We start from the raw sequence: 22859 nt of genomic DNA on the forward strand, positions 1-22859 counted from the left end.
TCAATGAAATTTATAGCAATTGTTGGAACTAGTGCAAAAAGATCATATAATCGTAAACTCCTTCAGTTTATGAAAAAATATTTTGAGTCAAAGGCAGAAATAGAAATACTTGAGATTACTGATGTTCCTATGTTTAATCAATCTGATAATCAGTCCTCAAGTGAAGTTATACAGATGTTCAATAATAAGATTACAGCAAGTGATGGTGTTATTATAGCTACTCCTGAGTATAATCACTCAATACCATCTAGTCTTAAAAGCTTAATTGAATGGCTAAGCTTTGATCTTCATCCACTTGCTGGTAAACCAGTAATGATACTTGGCGCATCTCTTGATGTTCAAGGTTCTTCACGTGCACAATTGCATCTTCGTCAAATCCTAGATGCACCAGGTGTTGATGCAAATGTAATGCCAGGATATGAATTTTTACTTGGAAGTGCAAATAAAGCATTTGATGAGGAAGGTAATCTAAATAATGAAAGAACTATAGACTTCTTAGAAATATGCTTCCTACGCTTTATGCGTTTTGCAAAGATTTCAAATCAGCTTAATGAAGAAGAAGAGTTTACCTTTAACCCAGGAGTATATGAGGTAGATGCAATAGGTCATAGTGGAAGTCTTCCAATGAAAGTATCTTTTAGTGAGAACAGAATAGAAAGTATAGATATAAATACAGATGGCGAGACAGAAGGACTTGCAGATGTAGTTTTTGTAAGAATACCAGATAAAATAATTGAAGGACAGACATTAAATGTTGATGCTCTTTCAGGTGCTTCTGAAACTAGTAATGCTGTACTAGACGGTGTAGCTAAAGCAGTTAAGCTTGCAGGAGTTAACCCTGACATACTTAAGAGACGTCCAAAACCTGCTAGCAGTCTTATAAAAGAAGACGAAGAATATACTTGTGATGTAGTAGTCGTAGGTGGAGGTGGCGCTGGATTAAGTGCAGCTGCAACAGCGCTACAAAATGGTAAAAGTGCTATTGTTCTTGAGAAATACCCAGCAGTAGGTGGAAACACCATACGTTCAGGTGGTCCTATCAATGCTGCAGATCCAGAGTGGCAGATGCAGTTTGAAGAAAATAAAGGAGAAAGACATACAATTGAAGAGCTACTAGATACAGATGAGAGCTTAATTCATCCAGAATACATAGATGATTTCCGTGCACTTAGAGAAGAGTTTTCTGCTTATAAGGAAAAGTTTGGAACACAAAAGGGACATCTATTTGACTCTCCACTACTTCACAGAATGCAAACATATTTTGGTGGTAAAAGAACTGACCTTAATGGCAACACAATATACGGCCAATATGACCTAGTAAAGATACTTACAGACAGAGCATTAGAAAGTGTTAAATGGCTAGAAGATATAGGGGTTGAGTATGATAAGAGCATAGTGTTTGCTCCTGTTGGTGCACTTTGGCGTCGTGGTCATAAACCTACAAAAAGCCATGGTTCATCATTTATACTTGCACTAACAAAATATGTACAAGATAACTCAGGAAAAATCATTACTGATAGCCCTGTAAAAGAATTCATCATAGAAGATGGTGAAATAAAAGGAGTTATAGCAACTGGTGTCAATGGCCAAAAGATAACTGTTCATGCAAAAGCAGTAGTCCTTGCAAGTGGTGGTTTTGGTGCGAACACAAAGATGCTGAAAGAATACAACACTTACTGGAGTGAAATAGCTGATGATGTAAAAACTACTAATTCATATGCTATGACTGGTGATGGAATATTACTTGGTAAAACTGTAGGTGCAGCACTTACAGGAATGGGCTTTACTCAAATGATGCCTGTAGCTGATCCTGAAACTGGTGAATTATTCAGTGGAGTTCAAGTACCTCCTGAAAACTTTGTAATGGTAAATAAAGAAGGAAAAAGATTTATTAATGAATTCTCTGGAAGAGATGTTTTAACAAAAGCTGCTATTGACCAAGGTGGTTTATTCTACCTTATAGCTGATGATGAAATAAAGAAAACTGCAGCTAATACAAGTCAAGAAAAGTTAGACCGTCAGGTAGAAGCTGGTACTTTATTTAGAGCCGATACCCTAGAAGAGCTAGCAGTAAAAGTTGGAATGGACCCTGCAGTTCTTGTAGACACAATTAATAAATATAATTCATATGTAGATGCTGGTTTTGATCCTGAATTCCATAAGGATACATTTAGCTTAAAAGTAGAGAAAGCACCGTTTTATGCTACTCCAAGAAAGCCAGCAGTTCATCATACAATGGGTGGGCTTAAGATAGACACTAAAGCTCATGTATTAGATGAAAATGATAAACCAATTAAAAATCTTTATGCTGCTGGAGAAGTTGCTGGAGGTATCCATGCAGGTAACCGTCTTGGCGGTAATGCATTAACTGATATATTTACCTTCGGAAGAATTGCTGGTAAAACTGCAGTTGATGAAATGAAATAGTTAATCTCCATCAAATAATCTATCATCTAGTATGATAAAATTCTAAATACCAAGATTTGAAATTTTTAGCCTTCGACATTTCTGATAGGAATGTTGAGGGCTTAAATTTTTTGTATTCAACGCCTAGTACCCCCGGGGGTAGTTACACAAACTGGAAGTTTCTGTTTTTATAATGATGGAGTAAGTGAAGATGCATTAATTCAAAAAGAGCAGTAAATTGAAACCTAAACATGGATAAATACTATTATAGTATATATTTATGATTAGATTCATTTTATTATAGGACCTATTGCTTTCAGCCTTCATTAGCTATGTGTTGTAATAACAAGCCAAGCTATAGCTAAATCTACTGTACTTACAGAGGTATTTAAATCAGGATGTATGAAACAGTATATTCTAAACCATATTGCAATATATATTCTAAAGAATATGTGCCTAAAATGCGCGCTGAGAATGATTTTAGATAGTAAATCTGAAATAGCATTGCTAATAGATTTATTTGAACATTATTTAGTTAGAACATTAATGAATGTAAAATTTCCTAGAGGGAAAACGTATTAATTCTGATAATATGTTTAAAAAAATTTAGAGGTTTATAGTAGTAATTCATTTGAATAAAGAGAAAGTTTAAAATAAGTTATTATAGTCGTTTGTTAGTAATCTTTTAAATTGACATTCAAAATTTAGCGTGTTATAATTTTAATAGTTAGCTGGCTAACTATTAAAAAGGAGATTATTTATGGATAACTTTACTTTTATTGATCGTCCTGATAATCAGCGTTTACAGTTGATGAAAGCTGTTTATTCAGAATTAAATTCAGATATTGTCAAATTATTCATTGATTTTCAATGGACATATCGTAATATGCAAAAACAATATGATTATGCTCTTGATAAGAACGATTTAAGTGAATCAAGATTTATTATTTTGATGTTTCTATATCAGGCTCCAAACCAAACATTGTTGCCTTCAGTTATTTCGGAGAAATTGGGAGCCACTCGTGCAACAGTTAGCAAATTATTAAAAGCAATGGAGATGAAGGGTTGGATTATAAAAAGTACATCCACTACAGATAAACGTTCATTATCCGTCCAACTTACTGAAACAGGAAATCATGTTTTAGAGAAATTTTTACCAGAAAACTTTAGCATCGTTAACAATTTGCTGGGGAGTCTGTCTAGTGAAGAAATTCAGCAACTCTCAAATTTATTAAAAAAAATTAATGACAGCACTCAAAAATATACCCAAGAAAAGGAGAAATAAAAGATGCAAACAAAAAAAATCGAATTATTAGAAACATTCCTTAGCTTATATATAAATCATTTTACTGTGTTAGAGAACATTGGAAAGGAAGATTCGCCATATGTCATATTAGACGTTCGTAATGCTCCGGCACAGGTAAAAAAAGACCAAATAAAAGGTGCTATTGCAATGCCAGCAAAAGAATTAGGAAACCATTTAGATGAATTAGATAAAAGCAAAACGTATGTTGTATATGATTGGACTGCTGGTACCACGCTTGGAAAAACAGCATTACTTATTTTATTATCAGAAGGTTTTGAAGCTTATGAGCTTGCAGGAGCACTTGAGGGTTGGAAAGGAATGAACCTTCCTATTGAAGCATTAGAATAAGAATGAAGAATTTTAATTTATTTAAAAAGAGCAATTAACAAAATAAAATGGTTCCTATGTCAAGGACATTTTGAAAAAGGCTAGGCAGCTATGAGCTGGTTTCTGTATTGTACAGGAGCCAGCTTTTTAAGTCCCCACTGATATCTATAATTATTATAATACTCCATATAGTTATCAATTGAAGCTTCTAATTCTTCAAATGTTGAACAACTTTTTAAGTCAATTTCATCTTTCATATGACCAAAAAATGATTCCTGCGGGGCATTATCCCAACAATTTCCGCGCCTAGACATAGACTGACCAATTTTATATTTTTTAAGAAGTTTTTGAAATCTAGGACTAGTATAATGAACTCCTTGATCCGAATGAATAAAGGCATCTTTATTTAGTAAATTTTTGTGATTTTTCATCAACTTTTTAATAGTTTCGGTAGCTATATCTAATGTAAGGCTATTGGAAAGCTGATATGAAAGAATTTCATTTGTTGAAGCATCTTTAATAGTTGACAAATAAGCCCTATTGGATGCTCCATATGTTAAATAAGTTATATCTGTTAATAAAACTTTTCCGACCAAATCTTGCTTGAATTCTCTATTTAAAATATTAGGTACAACAGTATGCTCATGAGTAGCTTTCATCATTCTACGATAAGGGTTAGCTTTTCTAATTGGGCACTCAATATTATATTTTCTCATGATTCGTTGTATACATTTTCGATTTATTATAAGATTAAATTCATTCTCTAACACCATTTTTATAGAACGAGAACCTTTCTTGTAGCCCCTATGATTAAATGCTTTAAGAATGATATCCTTCAATTCTAAATCCTTTTCTTCTCTACGATTACGTTTGCCTGTTGATTTTAAATAATTATAATAGCCTGATCTAGATACTAAAGCTACTTCGCATAAATGTGAAACCATATTTTTATAGTTATATGTCAAAATTATATGTTGTATTATTACAAAGATTGATGATGCACTTAGTTTACTATTTTTCACCTGCCTTTCTTGCAGCTCGATTTTTTTAATAGTTCTGCCTCAGCTTTCCAATAAGCAATTTCTGCATCCTTTTTGGCTATTATTTCTTCAACGGTTAGTTCACGTTTAAGTGGACGACCACTGTTTAATTTTCTAGAATCTCTTAGACCAAGCTCTCCTGATTCATTATAAGCATTACGCCATCTTTTACTTGCACACCAAATTCTATTATTTCCAATAACATCTATATCAAATTCAGCATCTTGAAAAATATGAATAGGTAGTTTTCCCTTGCTACGCTCAGCGATAAACAATATTTTAAATTCATCTGTATATGTAATTCCACGTTTACTTACAGATTTAACATATCTATTTTTTGATAAACTTTTAATTTCTTCATCTGAAAATAATTTTTTACTCATTCTTTTCACAACCTTACTATATTTCTTCTTATCTTTTATTGTACAAAAAAAGAACCTATTGAAATAGTCTTTTTTTAGTGTCTATTTCATAGGTTCCATTTTAAAAGTTAGCTGCTCTTTTTTTAGTTATTTGTATGAAGGTGAACCACTTGGGCCTGCCTAGTACCCCCCCCGGGGGTCGTTACAGAAACTGGAAGTTTCTGTTTTATGGCTACAGCTGTATATACATCAAAGCAAGCATTTATTGCAGCTAAGGCAGGGACAAGATTACAGCACCATACGTAAATAGAGTAGATAATATGGGGGCAGATGGTGTACAAGTTTCAAAAGATATTCATGATATGCTTAAAATTAATAACTTAAATGCTGATGTATTAGCAGCAAGTTTTAAAAATTCACAACAAGTCCTAAATTTATGTAAACATGAGATTGGATCTGTTACAGCGGCACCTGATGTAATAGATGGGTTAATTAAAAATGATGCAACAATTAGTGCAGTAGACGTATTTACTAAAGATTTCTATAGTTTAGTTGGTGAAGGAAATACAATGGAAAATTTATAGTTAATTTCTTAAAAAATTAATAAATAACTAAGACTTGGCTATTTCAAAATAGGAATTTAATTTTAATTTTGAAATAGCCTTTGGTATTTTATTAGATTAAATAGAAAGTACTAGTGAGTTATTGACTTAAATTTAATTTATATATAAAATCAAATTTGTGCTTAAGAATTAGCTTGATTTTATATACAGAGGAGATAGAATTATTTGAAGAAAAAGAATGATTATAATAAACAAATAAAAAATGGAGAAGAAAATACAGGTAAATGCATTGAGATGAAAAAGTGCAATGAAGAGGAAATAGAAAATAATAAATGCAAAAACTGTGGAGAACAAGCAAGTTATTTTAGTGATGAAAATAATGGTTGGCTATGTGAGGATTGCAGGAGCATAGAAGATGGGTTAGATAAACTTGCTGATAAAATAGAGAAAAAGCTAAGTAAAAGAGTTTATTCTTTTGATTTAAATGAATTAATAAATTGTTTATCTAAAGATGAAATATATAATATAGCAAGAAATCTTGGAGTAAATAAGATATCAGGTTTAAATAAAGAAAAATTAATTGAAACATTACTTAAAGAATATAAGAATTTGGTTGAAAAAAGAGCTTTATTCTTTGACGAAGAAAGATATAAGATTTTAAAAAGTTATGTGGATAGCAAAGGTGTAAAACTTTTTGATGATATTGATGAAGAGGAAGCAGATAAGAGCGTATATTTTATACAGCAAGGAATGCTCTTTCCAATTGCAAAAGATGGGGTATCAATATTTTTAATGCCTGAAATAGTACAAGGATTAATCAAAGAAAGAAATAATCTTGAATATAGACGTAAAATAAAATTCAATAGTGAAATTATAAATATCTTTAGGGCAATGAATAAAGTATATGGTATTTTAAAACTAGAAGATGCTAAAGAGATAATAGAAAGATATTTTAATATAGAAAATTGTGAATTTGAAGAGTTAATTAGGGAGGCAACATATTACTACAATGAATATAGAGAAGAAGGAATATTTATTGTTAATAATGAAATAGATAATTTTGAGGAACTATTAAAGGATATAGATACAGAAAAAGATTTGAGTTATGCCATGATTTCGAAAGAAGAATTATTAAATATGTTAGAAGAAAATTGGGTTTATAATAGTAAAGCAGGAAAAACTTTTTATAAAGAGTTTACTAATATGTTTAGAGTAGATAGAGACATGCTAATAGCTATGATGGAAGACTTGATTTTTGATGTTCAAGAAAATGAACCTAAAGATGCAGTAGATAAAATGATAGAATTAATTAATATTGAAAATGACGAAGCCAGATATGTTGCATCTAGTATGATGAATAAATTTGTTAAGAAAATTAGGTTATGGAGATATAAGGGTTCAACCACTAATGAGATTAAATCAAATGTAGTTAGCTTAAAGGCAAATAAGGATATAAAAAGAAATGATCCTTGTCCATGTGGTAGTTTAAAAAAATATAAAAAGTGTTGTGGTAAAGATGAGAAGGTTATTAATTTATTGGAATAATTATTAGATTACTTTAATTAAGGAAACAGAAATAAAATAACAAGTAAAGTATAAAAAATATACAAGTATAATTATTAGTTATTTTTTGACGGTTCCTTGTTAATTTTCAAGATATTATTCATTATAATTGCTCCTTTTATTTTATTGTGATAAAATTATCGCGTACCTTTATAATAATTTAATACAAATATTTTCACGAGTACAATTATTTTAATACATAGTATCTTAAAAGATACCAGGGAGTGTAAGCATGGAAGAAAACTTAAGCTTAGAAAATTTAAATTCAGAAGAAATATGGGAAAAGTTATATAACAAAGAATTAAATTGTAAGAAGAACATTTTAGAATATATTGATATTGCTAAGATACTAAAAAAGGGTGAAGCTGACCCAGAAAAGATTCAAGATACTTATAATTTTATCTATGATAATATTGAGAAGATGTCAGATAAAGTTAAACCGAATACTATTATGTATCTTCAAAATGAATTAAAAAATCAGTTTGGCAAATATGTAGTTGAAAAGGAGCCTAAAGAAGAAGATGCCTTTATAAAATTCTTTAAGGAGGCATACCCTGTAAAAGATAGAAGAAAAGATTTTACTTGGGTTATGATGAATATCAATAACATAGTAGAAGAACAAATTTGGACTACATTAATTCACATTAACAGAGAATATATATGTAAAAGAATTAAATTAGAAGCTGAAGAAAAAGAAGCTATAATTAAAATGATAGAAAAGGTAATTAAAAAAGATAATATAAAATATATTAATCAAATAAAAAGTTTAGATAAAGTATTAAATAATTTAAATATTAAAATAGTAAATGACAAGGATAAATTCAAGGTTAAAAAATTATAATTATGTAAAAAGAATTTTAGTAATGCACAAGAGCATTGTTAAAATTCTTTTTTATTGATAAAGATTTTTAAAGCTGTAGTGATATTTTTTATGTGACAGCTCACTTTTTATAGACAAGGTATAAGATTAGTGAAAATGGGCTATTGCTGAGCCTTATTTTTTTAGGCAGTTCTTTTACTGGATCTACATGAATTACCATGCAGATATTCAAATCATTAGAAATTTCATTTTCAGCTGCATCAATTGTTTCCTTCGTTATGGGCATTGCCCCTATATTAGAATTATTCCATGTTTTATAGATTACTGGAGGATTTAGGCATTGTTATGATAATAAAATAATCATTTGTATCTTTAAATGTAAATAATATTGACAAAATTCTGTGAGAATAATATACTATGAAATAAGAACGACGACGTTCGACAAACATACTTTAAAAAGTATATTTTTCGGATGTCGTTTTTTTATACAAAAAATAGGACATTATGATTAGTTGAGAAAAAGAATTCAAAAATTAATTTTTAGGTAATGCGCAGTAACTTTTAAGCTAAGGCACATTCAAAAATTAAAAAAACTTATACATAAATAGCTGAAATTTTGTTTTGAGATTTAACATACTAAGGAGGATTTTATATGGAAATTAATTTAGGCGATTGCAGTTTTATATTAATCTGTTCAGCACTTGTACTTTTAATGACACCAGGACTTGCATTTTTTTATGGTGGAATGGTTCGTAGGAAAAATGTTTTAAATACATTGATGTCTTCATTCTTTGTTTGTGGATTAGCATCAATAATGTGGGTTTTAGTAGGTTATTCATTGTCTTTTGGTAATGACTTTCATGGGATAATAGGCGGACTTAATTTCTTAGGTTTTAATGGGGTGGGAGCAGAGCCTTCAGCATATGCACCTACAATACCTCAAGAGCTTTTTGCTGCATTTCAAATGATGTTTGCAATAATTACTCCAGCGCTTATAACTGGAGCTTTAGTAGAAAGAATGAAGTTTTCCGCATTGTTCATATTTGTAGCTATATGGTCACTTTTAGTATATTATCCAATGGCACATATGGTATGGGGAGCTGGTGGATTAATAAGTTCTTTAGGTGCCGTTGATTTTGCTGGAGGAAATGTAGTTCATATAAGCTCAGGTATTTCAGGCCTTGTAGCTTGTATTATGTTAGGTAAGAGACGTGGACATGGAATTATAGCATATAGACCACATAATATTCCATTTGTAGTTCTTGGAGTAGCATTACTTTGGTTTGGATGGTTTGGATTTAATGCAGGTAGTGCACTCGGAGCTGGTCCACTTGCTGTACATGCATTCATGACAACAAATACTGCAGCAGCAGCAGCTATGCTTTCATGGATGTTAATTGAAAAAGTAAAACATGGTAAGCCAACATTACTTGGAGCATCAACAGGAGCAGTATTAGGGTTAGTTGCAATTACACCAGGAGCAGGTTTTGTTCCACTTTGGTCATCAATTATAATTGGTATAGCAGTATCTCCAATTTGTTTCTTCTTTGTGGAAAAAGTAAAAACTAAGTTTGGATATGATGATGCACTTGATGCTTTTGGATGTCATGGAATCGGTGGAATTTGGGGTGGTATTGCAACTGGAATTTTTGGACAAACTGCAATTAATCCTGTAGCACAATGGAATGGTCTTTTCTATGGAGATGTTAAACTTTTCATTGCACAAATAATGAGTATTGTAATAACAATAATATTTGCAGGTGGGATGACTTTCTTAATTATAAAAGTTATGAAAATGTTTATGGATATTAGAGTTGATAGCTCAGAAGAAGCTGATGGACTTGATGTAGCTGAACATGGGGAATCTGCTTATCCATCATTTAATGGATTAGACTAGGAATATAATGCATGAATGCATAAAATGGAGAAAGTATAATATTAAAGAATAGAATTAAAAAAATTCTATGGTGGATTTCAAAGGTCGTGTTTAGCTTTCACCATGAACCACAACCATTTGTATGTGGCTTAAATAGCTGCTTACAGATGGTTATTTTTTTATTTAAAAGTCTTAATATAAAGAATATTGACGTCTGAAAATATTTGATGTAGTATAAAATTATACTAAGTTCAAAAATATACTGAGTATAAAAATGGGAGAGATTTTGATGATAAATAGAAGAGAACGTAAAAAAGAATTAACTAAGGAAATAATAATTGATAGTGCATTAGCTCTTTTTGAAGAAAAGGGTTTTCAAGAAACCTATATGGAGGAAATAGCAACGAAATCGGATATTTCTAAGGGGACGTTATATAATTATTTCCAAGATAAAGAGTCAATATTATCAGCTTATTTTCAGGCACTTATAAATAATCATGATAATAATTTTAATGAAGTTAGTGAAAGATTCAAAGAAACAAGAGATATAAAAGAAACATTGAATAAGATATTAGATTTCATAAATCATATATTTAGAGAAAATATTCAATATACAGCAATTTATTTTAGATACAGACTCCAAACACTTTTTAACGCTAATCCCATAGATAATCCTAATAGAAGTGGATTGGAAAATTTGATTTCAGAAGTTATAAAAAATGCACAAGAAAATAACCAGCTTAGAAATGACATTTCTTCAATAATAATGGCAAGAAATTTTCAATTCATGTACATGAATTATTTTATTTCAAGTATTTATGGAGATGATAATATCGATTTAGAATTATCAAAGAGCCAAATTATAGAATTATTTTTAAATGGAGCAAAGCTTCAAAAAAATTAGGGGAGATGATCACTATGGTAAATAAGTATACATTGTACTTTGATGAAATAGATAAGAAAGATTTATCACTTGTAGGAGGGAAGGGTGCAAATCTGGGAGAGATGACTAAGGCTGGTTTTCTAGTTCCTTTTGGATTTTGTGTAACTACAGAAAGTTATAAGGAATTTATAAATTATAATAAACTTTATAGTTTTATTGTAGAAGAAATTAAAGATGCAAATCTTGAAAATATTGCTACCATAGGGATTAAATTAAGAGAAAAAATAGAACAAGCAGAAATGCCTAGAAAAGTAGAAGAAGAAATCATTAAAGCTGCTGATAAGATCGGAATTGATAACTATTATGCTGTTAGATCAAGTGCTACAGCAGAAGATTTAGCTTTTGCCTCTTTTGCAGGTCAGCAAGATACATATCTTAATATTAAAGGAAAAGATTCGCTAATTAATGCAGTAAAAAACTGTTGGGCTTCATTATTTACTGATAGAGCAATACTTTACAGATTGCAAAATAAAATTGAACATGAAAAAGTGCATATGTCTGTAGTAGTTCAAAAAATGGTTCTTCCAGATATAGCTGGTATTATGTTTACTGCAGATCCTGTATCAGGGCATAGAGGAATTATTTCTATTGATGCAAGTTTTGGACTTGGAGAAGCGTTAGTTTCTGGTCTTGTATCTCCTGATATATATAAATTTAATAAGAAAAAAGAGGAAATAATAGATAAGACTATAGCAGAAAAGAAACTCGCTATAATGCCAATTCAAGGTGGGGGAACTAAAAAAGTTGATATTACAGGTGAAAAATCTACTAACCAAGTCATGGCGGATTCTGATATTAAAAGGCTTGCTGAACTTGGAATGAAAATAGAAAAGCATTATGGCTGCCCACAGGATATTGAGTGGTGTTTGGAAAATGGTGAATTGTATATTGTGCAGAGTCGTGCAATTACATCATTATTTCCACTTCCAACCCCTAATAACAATGATGATAACACTCATGTATATATTTCTATAAATCATCTTCAAGTGATGACCGATCCAATATCCCCTTTAGGGCTTGATTTATTTAGAGATATGCTGCCTTTTGGTAGAAATATTAAAAGAGAAGAAAAATATAAAATTTTAGCTTCAGCGGGTGGTAGGATTTATGCAGATGTAAGTGGCTTTATGAATTCTGAAAGAATAAAGGAAAAGCTTTTAGCTTTATTGACAAATGCAGATGCTTTGATGGCAGAAGCTTTAGGAGAGCTCTTAAAGAGAGAAGAATTTAAGGAAAAGTTTAAAGGAAAGAAAGCTAACTTAAAACCCTTCTTAAAATATATAGCTCCAATAGCAGTTAAAGTTATGAAAACCCTTCTTTTCACTAACCTAACTGGAACGGTGGAGTTTATGAATAATTATATTAAACAGCGTGAAGAAGATACCTTGAAGGCTATTTTAAATTCAAAGAAAGGTACCGAAAAGTTAAATATAATACATGAAAAAGCAAGTCTTTATGAGGATGCTAAAATAATAGTACCATATTTAGCTCCAGGAATTATTGCCTTTAAGCTTCTTGAAAAGCTGGAAATGAAGCTTTTAGGAACAAATAATTATAGTAATATAATTGCAAAAGGTTTAGAAGGAAATATTACAACAGAAATGGGATTACTTACTGGAGATTTGGCGGATATGGTGAGAAAATCTCAAAGTTTAATTAATGAATTTGAAAATGAAGATTATGAAACTTTGGTTTCAAGAATAAATGAAATTAAAGGTAATGAGGAATTTAAAAGCTTTTTTAATGATTTTATAAATATGTACGGAGTGCGTGCTTCAGGAGAAATAGATATAGCTAGAGATAGATGGATTGAAAATCCTGAGCCACTTGTAAAATCAATACTTGCAACTATTAAAACTTCAGAGGAAGGCGCTCATAGGGAAGAATACAAAAATACTATAAAAAAAGCAAAAATAGCAACAGAAAATATGGTAGAAGAAATACAAAGAAAGCATGGCAAAATCAAAGCTAAAATTGTAAAAAGGCTTATATTTGTTTTAAGAAATTCTTTTCCAATACGAGAACATCACAAATTTATGATGATGAGACTTTGTATGATTTTTAAGAAGGAATTGCTAAAAGAAGCAGAAGATTTGGTTGTTAAAGGTTATTTAAATGAAGAAAAGGATGTTTTTTATGTAACATTCAGTGAATTATATAGAGCAATTGAAAATAATGAAAGTCTTAAAACAATAGTAGAACAAAGAAAAGAAGAATATGAACATTATAAAACGTTAAATGCACCTCGTGTTATTACAAATGAAGGAGAAGAAATAAAAGGTGGATATAAGATAGGTGATCTTCAAAAAGGAGCACTTCCAGGTATTCCTGTTTCCTCAGGAGTTATTGAAGGAGTTGCAAAGGTGATAACTGATCCTTCAAAGGCATCCTTGAACAAGGGGGAAATTCTTGTAGCTCCATTTACGGATCCAGGATGGACGCCGCTTTTTATAAATGCAGCTGGATTAGTTATGGAAGTTGGAGGACTTTTAACTCATGGAACTGTAGTAGCTAGAGAGTACGGAATACCAGCAGTTGTTGGAATTTCAGATGCTACTAAAATGATAAAAACAGGTCAAAGAATAAGAGTAGACGGAAATAGCGGATATGTAATAGTTCTAGAAGAATAGGCGGTTTTTCTATGATAGGTTTTATAGGCGTTCTTTTAAGCATGTTTGCCATTGGAATGATGCAGCTAGTACTTGCCTATGGTGAATTTCAAAGGTCGCACTTCGCCTCCACATGAAAAACACGACCATTTGTATGTAGCTTAAATAGCTATTTACAGGTGGTCGTGGATTTTTCTTATAACTGGAGGCCTAATCCTATCCATTTTGCAAAAGATGAAACAATCTATAAATTAATCAATATAAGAATTTAAGCAAAAATCTTGAATACTATCCTTTGTGTAATCTTTCATTGCTAACTATATTTTTAGCAATTTTATGAGCTGTCTTTCCAATTTCATCTGCATTCATTGAAATAAGATTTCCATCTTTTGATACTAACTTTCCGTTAACAATAGTCATTTTGGTAAAGCTTGAATTTCCAAGGCATACTAATGAAACAAGTGGATCATGGCATCCTGCATACTCAACCTTGTTAAGATCAAATAGTATTATATCAGCCGCCTTTCCAACATCAAGTCTCCCAGTATCAGGCCTTCCTAAAACATCTGCACCACCTCTAGTTGCAATCTTTAGTATTTCGTATGCATTAAGTCCGTCAGCTCCATACTTTAAATGATTTAGAAGGTACGCACGTCTAACTTCTTCCCACATGTTCGAACCATCGTTACTTGCACTTCCATCAACTGCTATACTTATATGTCCACCTTTTTTTAAAATTTCAGAAGTTCTACAGATACCACTATTAAGTTTCATATTTGATGAAGGACAATGGGCAATACCAGTTCCATTCAATCTATCTATTTCTGAATCGCTAAAGTGTATTCCATGTGCATACCAAACATCAGGACCAAGCCATTCAAGTTCTTCCATAAGCTCAAAAGGTCTTCTTCCATATTTTTCGATACAAAATCTCTCTTCATCAATAGTTTCTGCAAGATGAGTATGAAGCATAACTCCTCTTTTTCTGGCTAAGTTCTTAGTTTCAAGCATTAATTCTTTGGTAACTGAAAATGGTGAGCATGGTGCAAGAGCTATTCTTGTCATTGAAAAATCATTTGTATCATGGTATTTGCTTATAAGTCTATCGCTATTCTCTAATATTTTACTTTCAGCTTGAACAACTGACATTGGAGGAAGTCCACCATGATCTCTACCTAAAGACATAGAACCTCTTGTAGCAGTAAAGCGAATTCCAATTTCTTGTGCTGCTCTTATTTGTTCATCAATTAATGTGTCAGGCTGGTTCTTTGGAAATACGTAGTGATGATCTGAAGTTAAGGTACATCCGGTTCTTAAAAGTTCACTAAAACCTACTAGACCTCCATAATATACAGCATCCGGAGTTATATTTTTCCAAAATTCATAAAGCCCAATAAGCCATGGGAAAAGTGGCTTTTCTTGAACTTCTTTTATTCCCCTAAATAGCGTTTGATACAAGTGGTGGTGAGTATTTACAAACCCTGGCAAAGCCACAAGTCCAGTACAATCAATAATTTCGGTTTCAGCAGGTACTTCAAGGCAAGTAGCTATTGAAGTAATTTTAGGTCCTTCAATTAATATGTCTACATTTTCAAATACCTCTTCTCTGTCATTAAATGTTATGGCATGTCTAATGTTCTTCAAAATTAATTTCTTCATCATAAAATCCTCCTTAAAATAAAAAAACCACTTTGAAATGAGTAATTTCAAAGTGGTTAACTCTACACGTTTTTGCGCAAATATAAAATTATATTTTCCTTGGTATTACAATATCAATTATCTTGATATTTGTATAGTTTTATTTATAATTTTTGTAATAAATTTCATCTTTCATATGAATATAAAAGGGATTCCTGTGGTTCAGTACCTAAAAATATAATTTGGTTATGTGATATTATTCCATTATGTGATGAAATTAACATCTATGATAATACTAACATATTTAAGCTAATTATGTGTATAAGAAATGGTAGAGTAATTTGGAATGATGAAAAGTTATCGGATTGGATGAAAAAGTGACTATTACAAATAGTAATAGTGGTGAAAACAAACTTTATTTACATACAATAGAACCTAAGCAGGAATTTATTCATAAAGAATGCTTTAAGCAATTTATTAATATGTACCTTTACTAGGAAAGTATATACGTATAATAAAACTGTCTCAAAACTGTATTTTGAGGCAGTTTTATTTATATATATAAGCCTATATATATAAATTATGCTATCTTATTTTTTAATGCACATTGCATCTTCAACGTGCATTAAGCACTCACCAAATCTTTGGAAGTGAACAACTTCTCTTTCTCTTAAAAATGCTAGTATTTCTTTAATTTGAGGTTCATCAGTTAAGTGCATTAAATTCTCATAAGTTACTCTAGCTTTTTGTTCAGCTGCTAAATCTTCATGTAAATCAGCTATAGGCTCGCCCTTTGCTTGGATATAAGTTGCTGTCCATGGATTTCCTGTTGCATCTGTATAAAATAATGCCTTTCTATGATCAGCATAATGCCCAGCAAGTCCTGCTTTTTTTATCTCTTCTATAGTTGCGTTTTCCATAAGTTGATATACCATTGTAGCAATTATTTCTACATGGGCCATTTCTTCTGTTCCTATATCTGTTAATAATCCTTTTGATTTTCCAGTTGGCATAGTATAACGTTGATCTAAATATCTCAAGGCAGCACTTAATTCTCCGTCAGGACCACCATATTGAGTTATTAGCAATTTTGCCATATTAAGATCTTTGCATTTGTTAAGATTCACTGGATATTCTAAATTTTTTACATAGTACCACATAAACTCTTATTCCTCCTCCCTGCTACAATTTTCCCAAGGCCATGGTGTATTTACCCATGCTTTTGGATTTTCTACATATGCAGATCCAAAGTTTGTTAATGGGCCAAAGTTTTTTTCGTATGCGCTAATTAGTTCGGTTAACTTACAAGATACCTTGTTGTAATCTTCTTTAGCGTTTTTATCTTCAGGAAAATTGTCGAGGAATAGGTTTAGTTCTACAGCACAAAACTGATAAACTCTTATACTATTTAGCATATCTCGTTGGTTCATAATATTATATCACCTCTCGTATTTGATTTTCTTGTATTCAAATTCATATTCATGATCATATTCATGTTCGTGCTCATGCTCATGATGATCATGGTCACAATCATAGCCTTTATGATCATGCTGTTTTTTATATGGTCTGTAAAGGTCTTTAAATATTGTTCCTTTTACGAAACCTTCTTTGCAAGAATACAAATTTTCATATTTTTGAGGTAATATATATGCGCGTGCATATTCATATTTTTTTGAATACTCTTTAGAATATTCTTTTGAATATTCTTTTGATTTACACATACAGTCATCATCGTCGCGTCTGTACATAAGGGTTAACACTCCTTCATTTGTTGTTCATTTATATAAGTATCTTATGCGTATTATGAAATAATGTGATAATTTATAAAATATATTTTGAATTTTTGATATTCGTTGTCTGAAAATGTTATAAAGGAGTGTGAAATTAAAATAAAGGCAGTATTTAGAAAAACTAATTACTACCTTCACTTTAATTTAGATAAATATGACCATCTGTAACTGAAACAAAGTAACTGCTATTTAAGCCGTATTTTTCGAGTATTTCAGGAATTGTTTTATCATATTTCATTTCATCTATTTTTTCATTTATTGCTTTTGCTAAAGTAATATCATTTTTCCTAACAGCAGCAGCTATTTTGCCAGGGGATTCAGGCGTATAATCTGTTGGAGGCAATACCCTCAAATATAAATTACTTCGAAAGATTATATATGAAGCAAAAATAGAATCAGTTATTGCGGCATCTATTTTTTTAGTACTTACTGCTGATAATAGATCATTTTGATTTTTAAATGAAACTACATCTTTAACAACACCCTCTACTTTCCATTTATTGGCTAGAACTAGAAAAGCTGTTCCTACTTGTGCACCTATTACAGCATTTTTAAAATCTTCCTTAAAGACAATTTTAGATACTTTAGGGGTAATTATTGCTTCAGATTCTTTATATAATATATTTGTAAACAATGCTTCTTTTTTTCGTTCATCTGTAACATACATTCCATCAGCTACTATATCTATGCTATCATCTGTATTTAATTGTTTTAGTAAATCGTTAAATGGAATTTGCTTCATTTCTACCTTGTTTATTCCAAGCCTTTTAGCAGCTTCTCTTATAATTTCTGCATCAATTCCAGTGAATTCTTTAGTTTTGGGATCTATATAAGCAAAGGGAATATCATTTGAAGATGCAACAACCAGTACCCCTTTTTCTTTTATTGATTCTAATCTATCTTTTGATACTTTATTATTTGGTATATTAGCGCCACAAAATATTAATTGAATAATAATCATTAATAACATAACAAGAACAAGCAATTTTTTATGAATTTTCATATACTAAATTTCTCCTTTTTATTATTATCTTAACTTAATATAAATTTATTCATTAAAGAGACTTATAATATATATGCTGCAATTTAAAATGTATAATTCATGATTAAGACTAAGAGTCTTTAAATATTTTTGGAATATATATTAAATCAAAAGATTTGTTGTAATTAAGGTTATGTTAAGAAAAAGAAGGTATAATAAAGGGTGGTAAAAATCTCAATAAATAGTTATGATATAGATAAATAAATCATAACTCTAGGAAATTATTTATCTTATAATGTATTATTTTGTTGAAAAAGAGGAATTTAAATCTGATTAGCGAATAATAAATAATAATAGATTTGACTTATAGTCAAACAATAAATATATGGGGTGAAAGTCCGAATGAAATGTCTAGTAGAAATAAGCAATGATTTCTCATCTTGGGATGATTTTATATCGACTATAAATGAAAATCCAACAGCGAGACAAATTACATTAGAGTCATGGAAAAGATGCGAGAAGTTAGGAATGAATCCTAAGGAAGTGAAATTTGAGTTTTTATCAAGCAGGGATCTTGAAAAAAAGAAAAAGGAAAACTCTAAACTAACAGAAATATCAAACTTGTATATGGATTCACTATCTATGAGTTTAGCAAATATTCCACACATAATTGCTTTATCAGATAATGATGGATGGATCATTGAGTTTAGAGAAAAGACTGAAGAACTGGGTGGAATAATAGAAGGTTTTTCTCTTGGGGTAAATTGGTCAGAAGAAAATATTGGGAATAATGGGATAGGCACTGCATTGGCAATGGGGCAGCCAATTTTGGTTTATGGGGCAGAACACTATGGTATGCCTGATTGTAAGTGTGGATGTATAGGCGTGCCAATTATAAATAATGAAAATGTCATAGGGGCAATTGGAATAAGTGTTCCAGTTGAACATATGAATCCGGTAAAATTACACTCTTTTATAGCTTGTATAAATTCAATTGAGACAGCCATGAAATATATTAATGATAAATTTAGTAACATATCAACTGGAATCAATTTAGCTGCAACAAGTGAATTAATTGCAACAGCTGTTCACGATCTTAAAAATCCACTATCTGTAGTTAGAGGATTAGGTCAGCTTGGCATAGCAACTTCAGATAAAGCTAGGATGGACAATTATTTTAATAGAATAATTAATCAAGTTGACGAAATGAATGATATGGTAATGGAACTTTTAAGTATATTTAAACCAGAAGAGCTCACACCACAGAAGGTAACTCCTCTAATAAAAGATGTTTTAAACTCTTTTCAGCCTATTTGCAATCATAAAAATATAAAGTTATCATTGGTAGACAATGTAGATGAATATGCGAACATATCAAAGAAGCTTTTAAAGAGGGCAATAGAGAATCTTATAAACAATGCAATTCAAGCAATGGATATTGGTGGGTCAATTGAAGTTACAACTGAAAAATATAAAAATTCCATACTCATTATAATTAAAGATACAGCTGGGGGAATTCCAGAGGAAATAAATGAGACTTTATTTGAACCTTTTTCTTTTAGAAGAAGTGGAGGAACAGGACTTGGCTTGTTTATGGTCTATCATACAATTACTAATATTCATAAGGGTAAAATATGGTTTGACACAGAGCTAGGTAAGGGAACAACATTTTTTATGAAGCTACCAATAACAAGAAATATTGAAAATATATCAGTTAAGCAGTTCGAGTTGATTTAATTAAATTAAGTTTTCATATAGTGCTATATTGACTTAGATAAAATTAGAATGCTATAAAAAATATTTGAATAAATTTATAAATAAAGTTTAACATTTTCTGAAACTAACGGTATTTTGATGTATCATTAAAATAATAGTAAAACGATATTTTGTGTATCACTAAAATAATAACAAAGTGAAAGGATTAGATTTATGTCAAAAGTATTGAAACTAATAAAGTACTTTTTAGGATTTATTGCCCTTACGGGTTTAATTTATACATTTATTTATTATTCTGTGATAAGTAAATTAACTACATAATTAGAAAGTATCTGTAGCAATGCACATTTCACGATTCACAATTATGGTTAAAATTATTGCAAGATTTTTAGAACTATGATTAAGAATTATTTTTGCAACCTATATGATAATAATATTTTTGGAATTTTATTAAGCTAATGTTAAGGTATTGTAAGTATAATAAAACTTGTAAAAAAGTTTTTTTTTCATTTTCATTTCTTAAATAATATAAGGCTATGTTTGGTTTTAATATAATGTTGAAATATAGCCTTAAAAATTATATATAGGATTGTCTACCTATTAATACTAAATATATGAAAATTGCACACAAAAAAATCGCAAATTCATTTTCTTTAATAATACGACTTTACATTTATTATTTGATTTTTTGATTCATGATTTATGAATATTGCCTTTTAGTGCACATCCATATAGTTTTGTTTCTTCATTAAGTACGAAGGATGGTATAAATTTGTTGGTGGATAATATTCATCATGGGTGTAAACAAATCCAAGTTTTTTTAGCAATTGAGCAGAGGCTGAATTTTTAGGATTGTGTCCAGTAAAAAGTGCATTAGCATTAAGATTTCTAAAAGCATATTCCATTACTGCCAAACATGCTTCTTTAGCAATCCCTTTTCCCCAATACTTCTCTTTTAAATGAATTCCCATTTCTAATATATTGTTCTCATAATCATATGGCCGTAAACCGCAGCATCCTAAATTTTCATTAGTTTCTATTAAATAAATTGGCCAATATTGAATATTGTAATTGTTATAATTTTCTATTTCCTTTCTTAGCCTTTCTTGTACTTGTCTTTTTGACATCGTGCCTTCTGCTGTGATAAATTTTGCTACTTCTGGATTTCCCCATAATTCTAAAGCATCACATATATCATCTTCACTCCATCTTGAAAATCCAATTCTTATTGATTTTAAAAAAAATTCTTTCATTATATACGCTCCTATAACTTCACAATAATCTACTATTGTTTATTAAACTATAGTTTTTAATAACAATTATTATAACATAATTTACAAAATGTCACACAAGCCATACATACATTAGCTCTCTATTTTTTTATATCAGCGAATGAACGTGAGTAGAGTTTTAGATATCTCTTGTTCCACTAGTGCTTGCTTGTCACGCTGAAAGTGGAAACATGCAGTAATGGGGGGAACCTGCCATTTAGAAACTTCCAGCGAAATTTTCATAGTTATATGTAACAAATATGTATTCAATTTCAGCTGATATCCACATGAGTTCAACTCTCATTGCGGAACCCTATATAAATAAAACAATTATAAACTAGATTTATACTATGAAATATATACTAACTAGAAATAAGAATTATGCTTTTGTGAAATGTTTCGTTAGGAATTTGATGGTTTCGATTCTTAGATTAAAAGTTGTTCCAAGTATGCTAGTTCAAAGCTTGCCTTTGAGGCTAGCATCTTGGGTGCAACTTGTGATCTTAGAATCATCCATCATAACTTCCTTAGAAACTGGAACAACAGCATAATCCTTATTTCGGGGATTTATATGCATAAGTTCAGGTTTTAGTTGGATTATTTCTATAATTATTTTTCAAAAAGGTATTTACAAATAAAGTTAATGGAGTTAATATTAATACATAGAATCAAATTGATATTATCTAAATGATAAATAGTAAAAAGTTTTCTAATATATAGAGGTGGGGAAGTTGAATCAAGAACTATTAGATAAAAATGAAAGAGAATTTCTAAGTGAATATGATGTAAATATTTATGATAGGCCAAGTGTTACAAATGATATTATTATATTTACAACTGGTGATAGGATAGAAGAGAATTCAAGGAAAGTGCCAAAGAAGGGAATGCAAATTCTCTTAATTAAAAGAGATGATTATCCTTACAAAGGAAAATGGGCAATTCCAGGAGGCTTTGTTAAAAATGATGAAAGTTTAGAAGAAGGAGCTCTAAGGAAATTAAAGGAAGAAACAGGAATTGATAATGTATATACTGAACAATTATACACTTTTGGAGAAATTAATAGAGATCCAAGGACAAGAGTAATAAGTATAGGAAATATAGCATTAATATCGAAAGAAGATATTAGATTTGGTGATTATAAAGATAGGAAAGAATCAAGGTGGTTTTGGGTAGAAAAGAATTTAGTTGATTCTAAAAAAGATGAGACGCATACCATAAATAAATATATTCTAAAATTTGAAAGTGAAGATGAGGAAATAAAATTTAATTATGAGATAATAGAAAAAATAGAAAGAACTATTTTTAGGAAAAAGGAAAATAGTTATAAGACGTTAAATGAAAGTAATGATGAATTAGCTTTTGATCATTATAAAATAATAGATTATGCATTAGACAGAATTAGAAATAAAATAGAATATACGCCAATTGCACTAAATCTTTTGCCTAGATTGTTTACAGTTAAGGAACTTCAAAATGTATATGAAGCAATAATGGGAAGAGAAATATTGAATTTTAGAAGAAAAATGGAAGATATGATTATAGAAACTGATGAAAAAATAGAGGGGAAACCTTTTAGACCTGCTAAAGTATTTAAGTTTAATGAAAACTGGGAGCACAATTTTTAAACAAAATGTAAGTTGTTAATAA

General features: G+C 30.3%; 19 protein-coding genes and 1 pseudogene. 12 read left to right on the top strand and 8 right to left on the bottom strand.

What is annotated here, in order from left to right; translation table 11 throughout:
- Positions 1–3: 3 nt before the first annotated feature.
- The 3 genes from KEC93_RS10535 (at position 4) to KEC93_RS10545 (ending at position 4060) form a co-directional block, all read left to right on the top strand.
- On the top strand, positions 4–2427 hold the full coding sequence (locus KEC93_RS10535; protein WP_077869962.1) for an NADH:(hydroxy)cinnamate reductase subunit CrdB: 2424 nt from the start codon (positions 4–6) through the stop codon (positions 2425–2427).
- A 739-nt stretch (positions 2428–3166) separates the two neighbouring features.
- The gene (locus KEC93_RS10540) at positions 3167–3691 is read left to right on the top strand and encodes a MarR family winged helix-turn-helix transcriptional regulator (protein WP_077869963.1); all 525 of its coding nucleotides are present in this window, start codon (positions 3167–3169) and stop codon (positions 3689–3691) included.
- A 3-nt stretch (positions 3692–3694) separates the two neighbouring features.
- Positions 3695–4060: a rhodanese-like domain-containing protein gene (locus KEC93_RS10545; protein WP_077869964.1), complete on the top strand. Its 366-nt coding sequence runs from the start codon at positions 3695–3697 to the stop codon at positions 4058–4060.
- 80 nt (positions 4061–4140) lie between these two features.
- On the opposite strand, the gene KEC93_RS10550 is transcribed toward KEC93_RS10545, so the two are convergent.
- Positions 4141–5462 (bottom strand): IS3 family transposase gene (locus KEC93_RS10550; RefSeq protein ID WP_420022546.1). Its coding sequence is split into 2 segments (ribosomal slippage): positions 4141–5069 and positions 5069–5462, totalling 1323 coding nucleotides; the frame shifts between segments, so codons are not numbered across the junction.
- Between the two features lie 210 nt (positions 5463–5672).
- On the opposite strand from KEC93_RS10550, the pseudogene KEC93_RS10555 reads away from it, so the two are divergent.
- The 3 genes and pseudogenes from KEC93_RS10555 to KEC93_RS10565 form a co-directional block, all read left to right on the top strand.
- Positions 5673–6025, top strand: a pseudogene (locus tag KEC93_RS10555) (transaldolase family protein); the annotation flags it as partial.
- Positions 6026–6229: 204 nt separating this feature from the next.
- A complete protein-coding gene (locus KEC93_RS10560; protein WP_077869321.1) occupies positions 6230–7549 on the top strand; it encodes an SEC-C metal-binding domain-containing protein in 1320 nt (439 codons plus the stop codon).
- A 250-nt stretch (positions 7550–7799) separates the two neighbouring features.
- Complete coding sequence (locus KEC93_RS10565) at positions 7800–8408, top strand: hypothetical protein (protein WP_077869320.1); 609 nt, start codon at positions 7800–7802, stop codon at positions 8406–8408.
- A 100-nt stretch (positions 8409–8508) separates the two neighbouring features.
- On the opposite strand, the gene KEC93_RS10570 is transcribed toward KEC93_RS10565, so the two are convergent.
- On the bottom strand, positions 8509–8673 hold the full coding sequence (locus KEC93_RS10570) for a hypothetical protein (protein ID WP_168982724.1): 165 nt from the start codon (positions 8671–8673) through the stop codon (positions 8509–8511).
- A 366-nt stretch (positions 8674–9039) separates the two neighbouring features.
- Here KEC93_RS10570 and KEC93_RS10575 point away from each other — a divergent pair, with 366 nt between their 5' ends.
- The 3 genes from KEC93_RS10575 to KEC93_RS10585 all read left to right on the top strand — a co-directional run bounded on the left by KEC93_RS10575 (position 9040) and on the right by KEC93_RS10585 (position 13836).
- The gene (locus tag KEC93_RS10575) at positions 9040–10284 is read left to right on the top strand and encodes an ammonium transporter (RefSeq protein ID WP_077869319.1); all 1245 of its coding nucleotides are present in this window, start codon (positions 9040–9042) and stop codon (positions 10282–10284) included.
- Between the two features lie 268 nt (positions 10285–10552).
- Positions 10553–11167, top strand: a complete 615-nt coding sequence (locus KEC93_RS10580) for a TetR/AcrR family transcriptional regulator (protein ID WP_077869318.1) — start codon at positions 10553–10555, stop codon at positions 11165–11167.
- A 14-nt stretch (positions 11168–11181) separates the two neighbouring features.
- Positions 11182–13836, top strand: coding sequence for a phosphoenolpyruvate synthase (locus tag KEC93_RS10585; RefSeq protein ID WP_023975692.1), 2655 nt, complete (start codon positions 11182–11184; stop codon positions 13834–13836).
- A gap of 267 nt (positions 13837–14103) precedes the next feature.
- On the opposite strand, the gene KEC93_RS10590 is transcribed toward KEC93_RS10585, so the two are convergent.
- The 5 genes from KEC93_RS10590 to KEC93_RS10610 form a co-directional block, all read right to left on the bottom strand.
- Positions 14104–15474: an 8-oxoguanine deaminase gene (locus KEC93_RS10590; protein WP_077869317.1), complete on the bottom strand. Its 1371-nt coding sequence runs from the start codon at positions 15472–15474 to the stop codon at positions 14104–14106.
- Between the two features lie 569 nt (positions 15475–16043).
- A complete protein-coding gene (locus tag KEC93_RS10595) occupies positions 16044–16613 on the bottom strand; it encodes a manganese catalase family protein (protein ID WP_077856394.1) in 570 nt (189 codons plus the stop codon).
- A gap of 6 nt (positions 16614–16619) precedes the next feature.
- On the bottom strand, positions 16620–16883 hold the full coding sequence (locus KEC93_RS10600; RefSeq protein ID WP_012058297.1) for a spore coat protein CotJB: 264 nt from the start codon (positions 16881–16883) through the stop codon (positions 16620–16622).
- Between the two features lie 9 nt (positions 16884–16892).
- Entirely contained in the window at positions 16893–17201 is a 309-nt protein-coding gene (locus KEC93_RS10605) for a spore coat associated protein CotJA (protein WP_077869316.1), read from the bottom strand.
- 181 nt (positions 17202–17382) lie between these two features.
- On the bottom strand, positions 17383–18246 hold the full coding sequence (locus KEC93_RS10610; RefSeq protein ID WP_077869315.1) for an ABC transporter substrate-binding protein: 864 nt from the start codon (positions 18244–18246) through the stop codon (positions 17383–17385).
- A gap of 381 nt (positions 18247–18627) precedes the next feature.
- Here KEC93_RS10610 and KEC93_RS10615 point away from each other — a divergent pair, with 381 nt between their 5' ends.
- Positions 18628–19962, top strand: a complete 1335-nt coding sequence (locus tag KEC93_RS10615; RefSeq protein ID WP_077869314.1) for an ATP-binding protein — start codon at positions 18628–18630, stop codon at positions 19960–19962.
- 695 nt (positions 19963–20657) lie between these two features.
- On the opposite strand, the gene KEC93_RS10620 is transcribed toward KEC93_RS10615, so the two are convergent.
- On the bottom strand, positions 20658–21194 hold the full coding sequence (locus KEC93_RS10620) for a GNAT family N-acetyltransferase (RefSeq protein WP_077869313.1): 537 nt from the start codon (positions 21192–21194) through the stop codon (positions 20658–20660).
- A 368-nt stretch (positions 21195–21562) separates the two neighbouring features.
- On the opposite strand from KEC93_RS10620, the gene KEC93_RS10625 reads away from it, so the two are divergent.
- Together KEC93_RS10625 and KEC93_RS10630 are read left to right on the top strand one after the other, a co-directional pair.
- Positions 21563–21763, top strand: a complete 201-nt coding sequence (locus KEC93_RS10625; protein ID WP_139357405.1) for a hypothetical protein — start codon at positions 21563–21565, stop codon at positions 21761–21763.
- Between the two features lie 180 nt (positions 21764–21943).
- Positions 21944–22837, top strand: a complete 894-nt coding sequence (locus tag KEC93_RS10630) for an NUDIX hydrolase (RefSeq protein ID WP_023975684.1) — start codon at positions 21944–21946, stop codon at positions 22835–22837.
- The last annotated feature ends 22 nt before the right edge of the window (positions 22838–22859 follow it).

This window comes from Clostridium beijerinckii (genome assembly GCF_018223745.1).
GTDB classification, from domain to species: Bacteria; Bacillota; Clostridia; order Clostridiales; family Clostridiaceae; genus Clostridium; species Clostridium beijerinckii.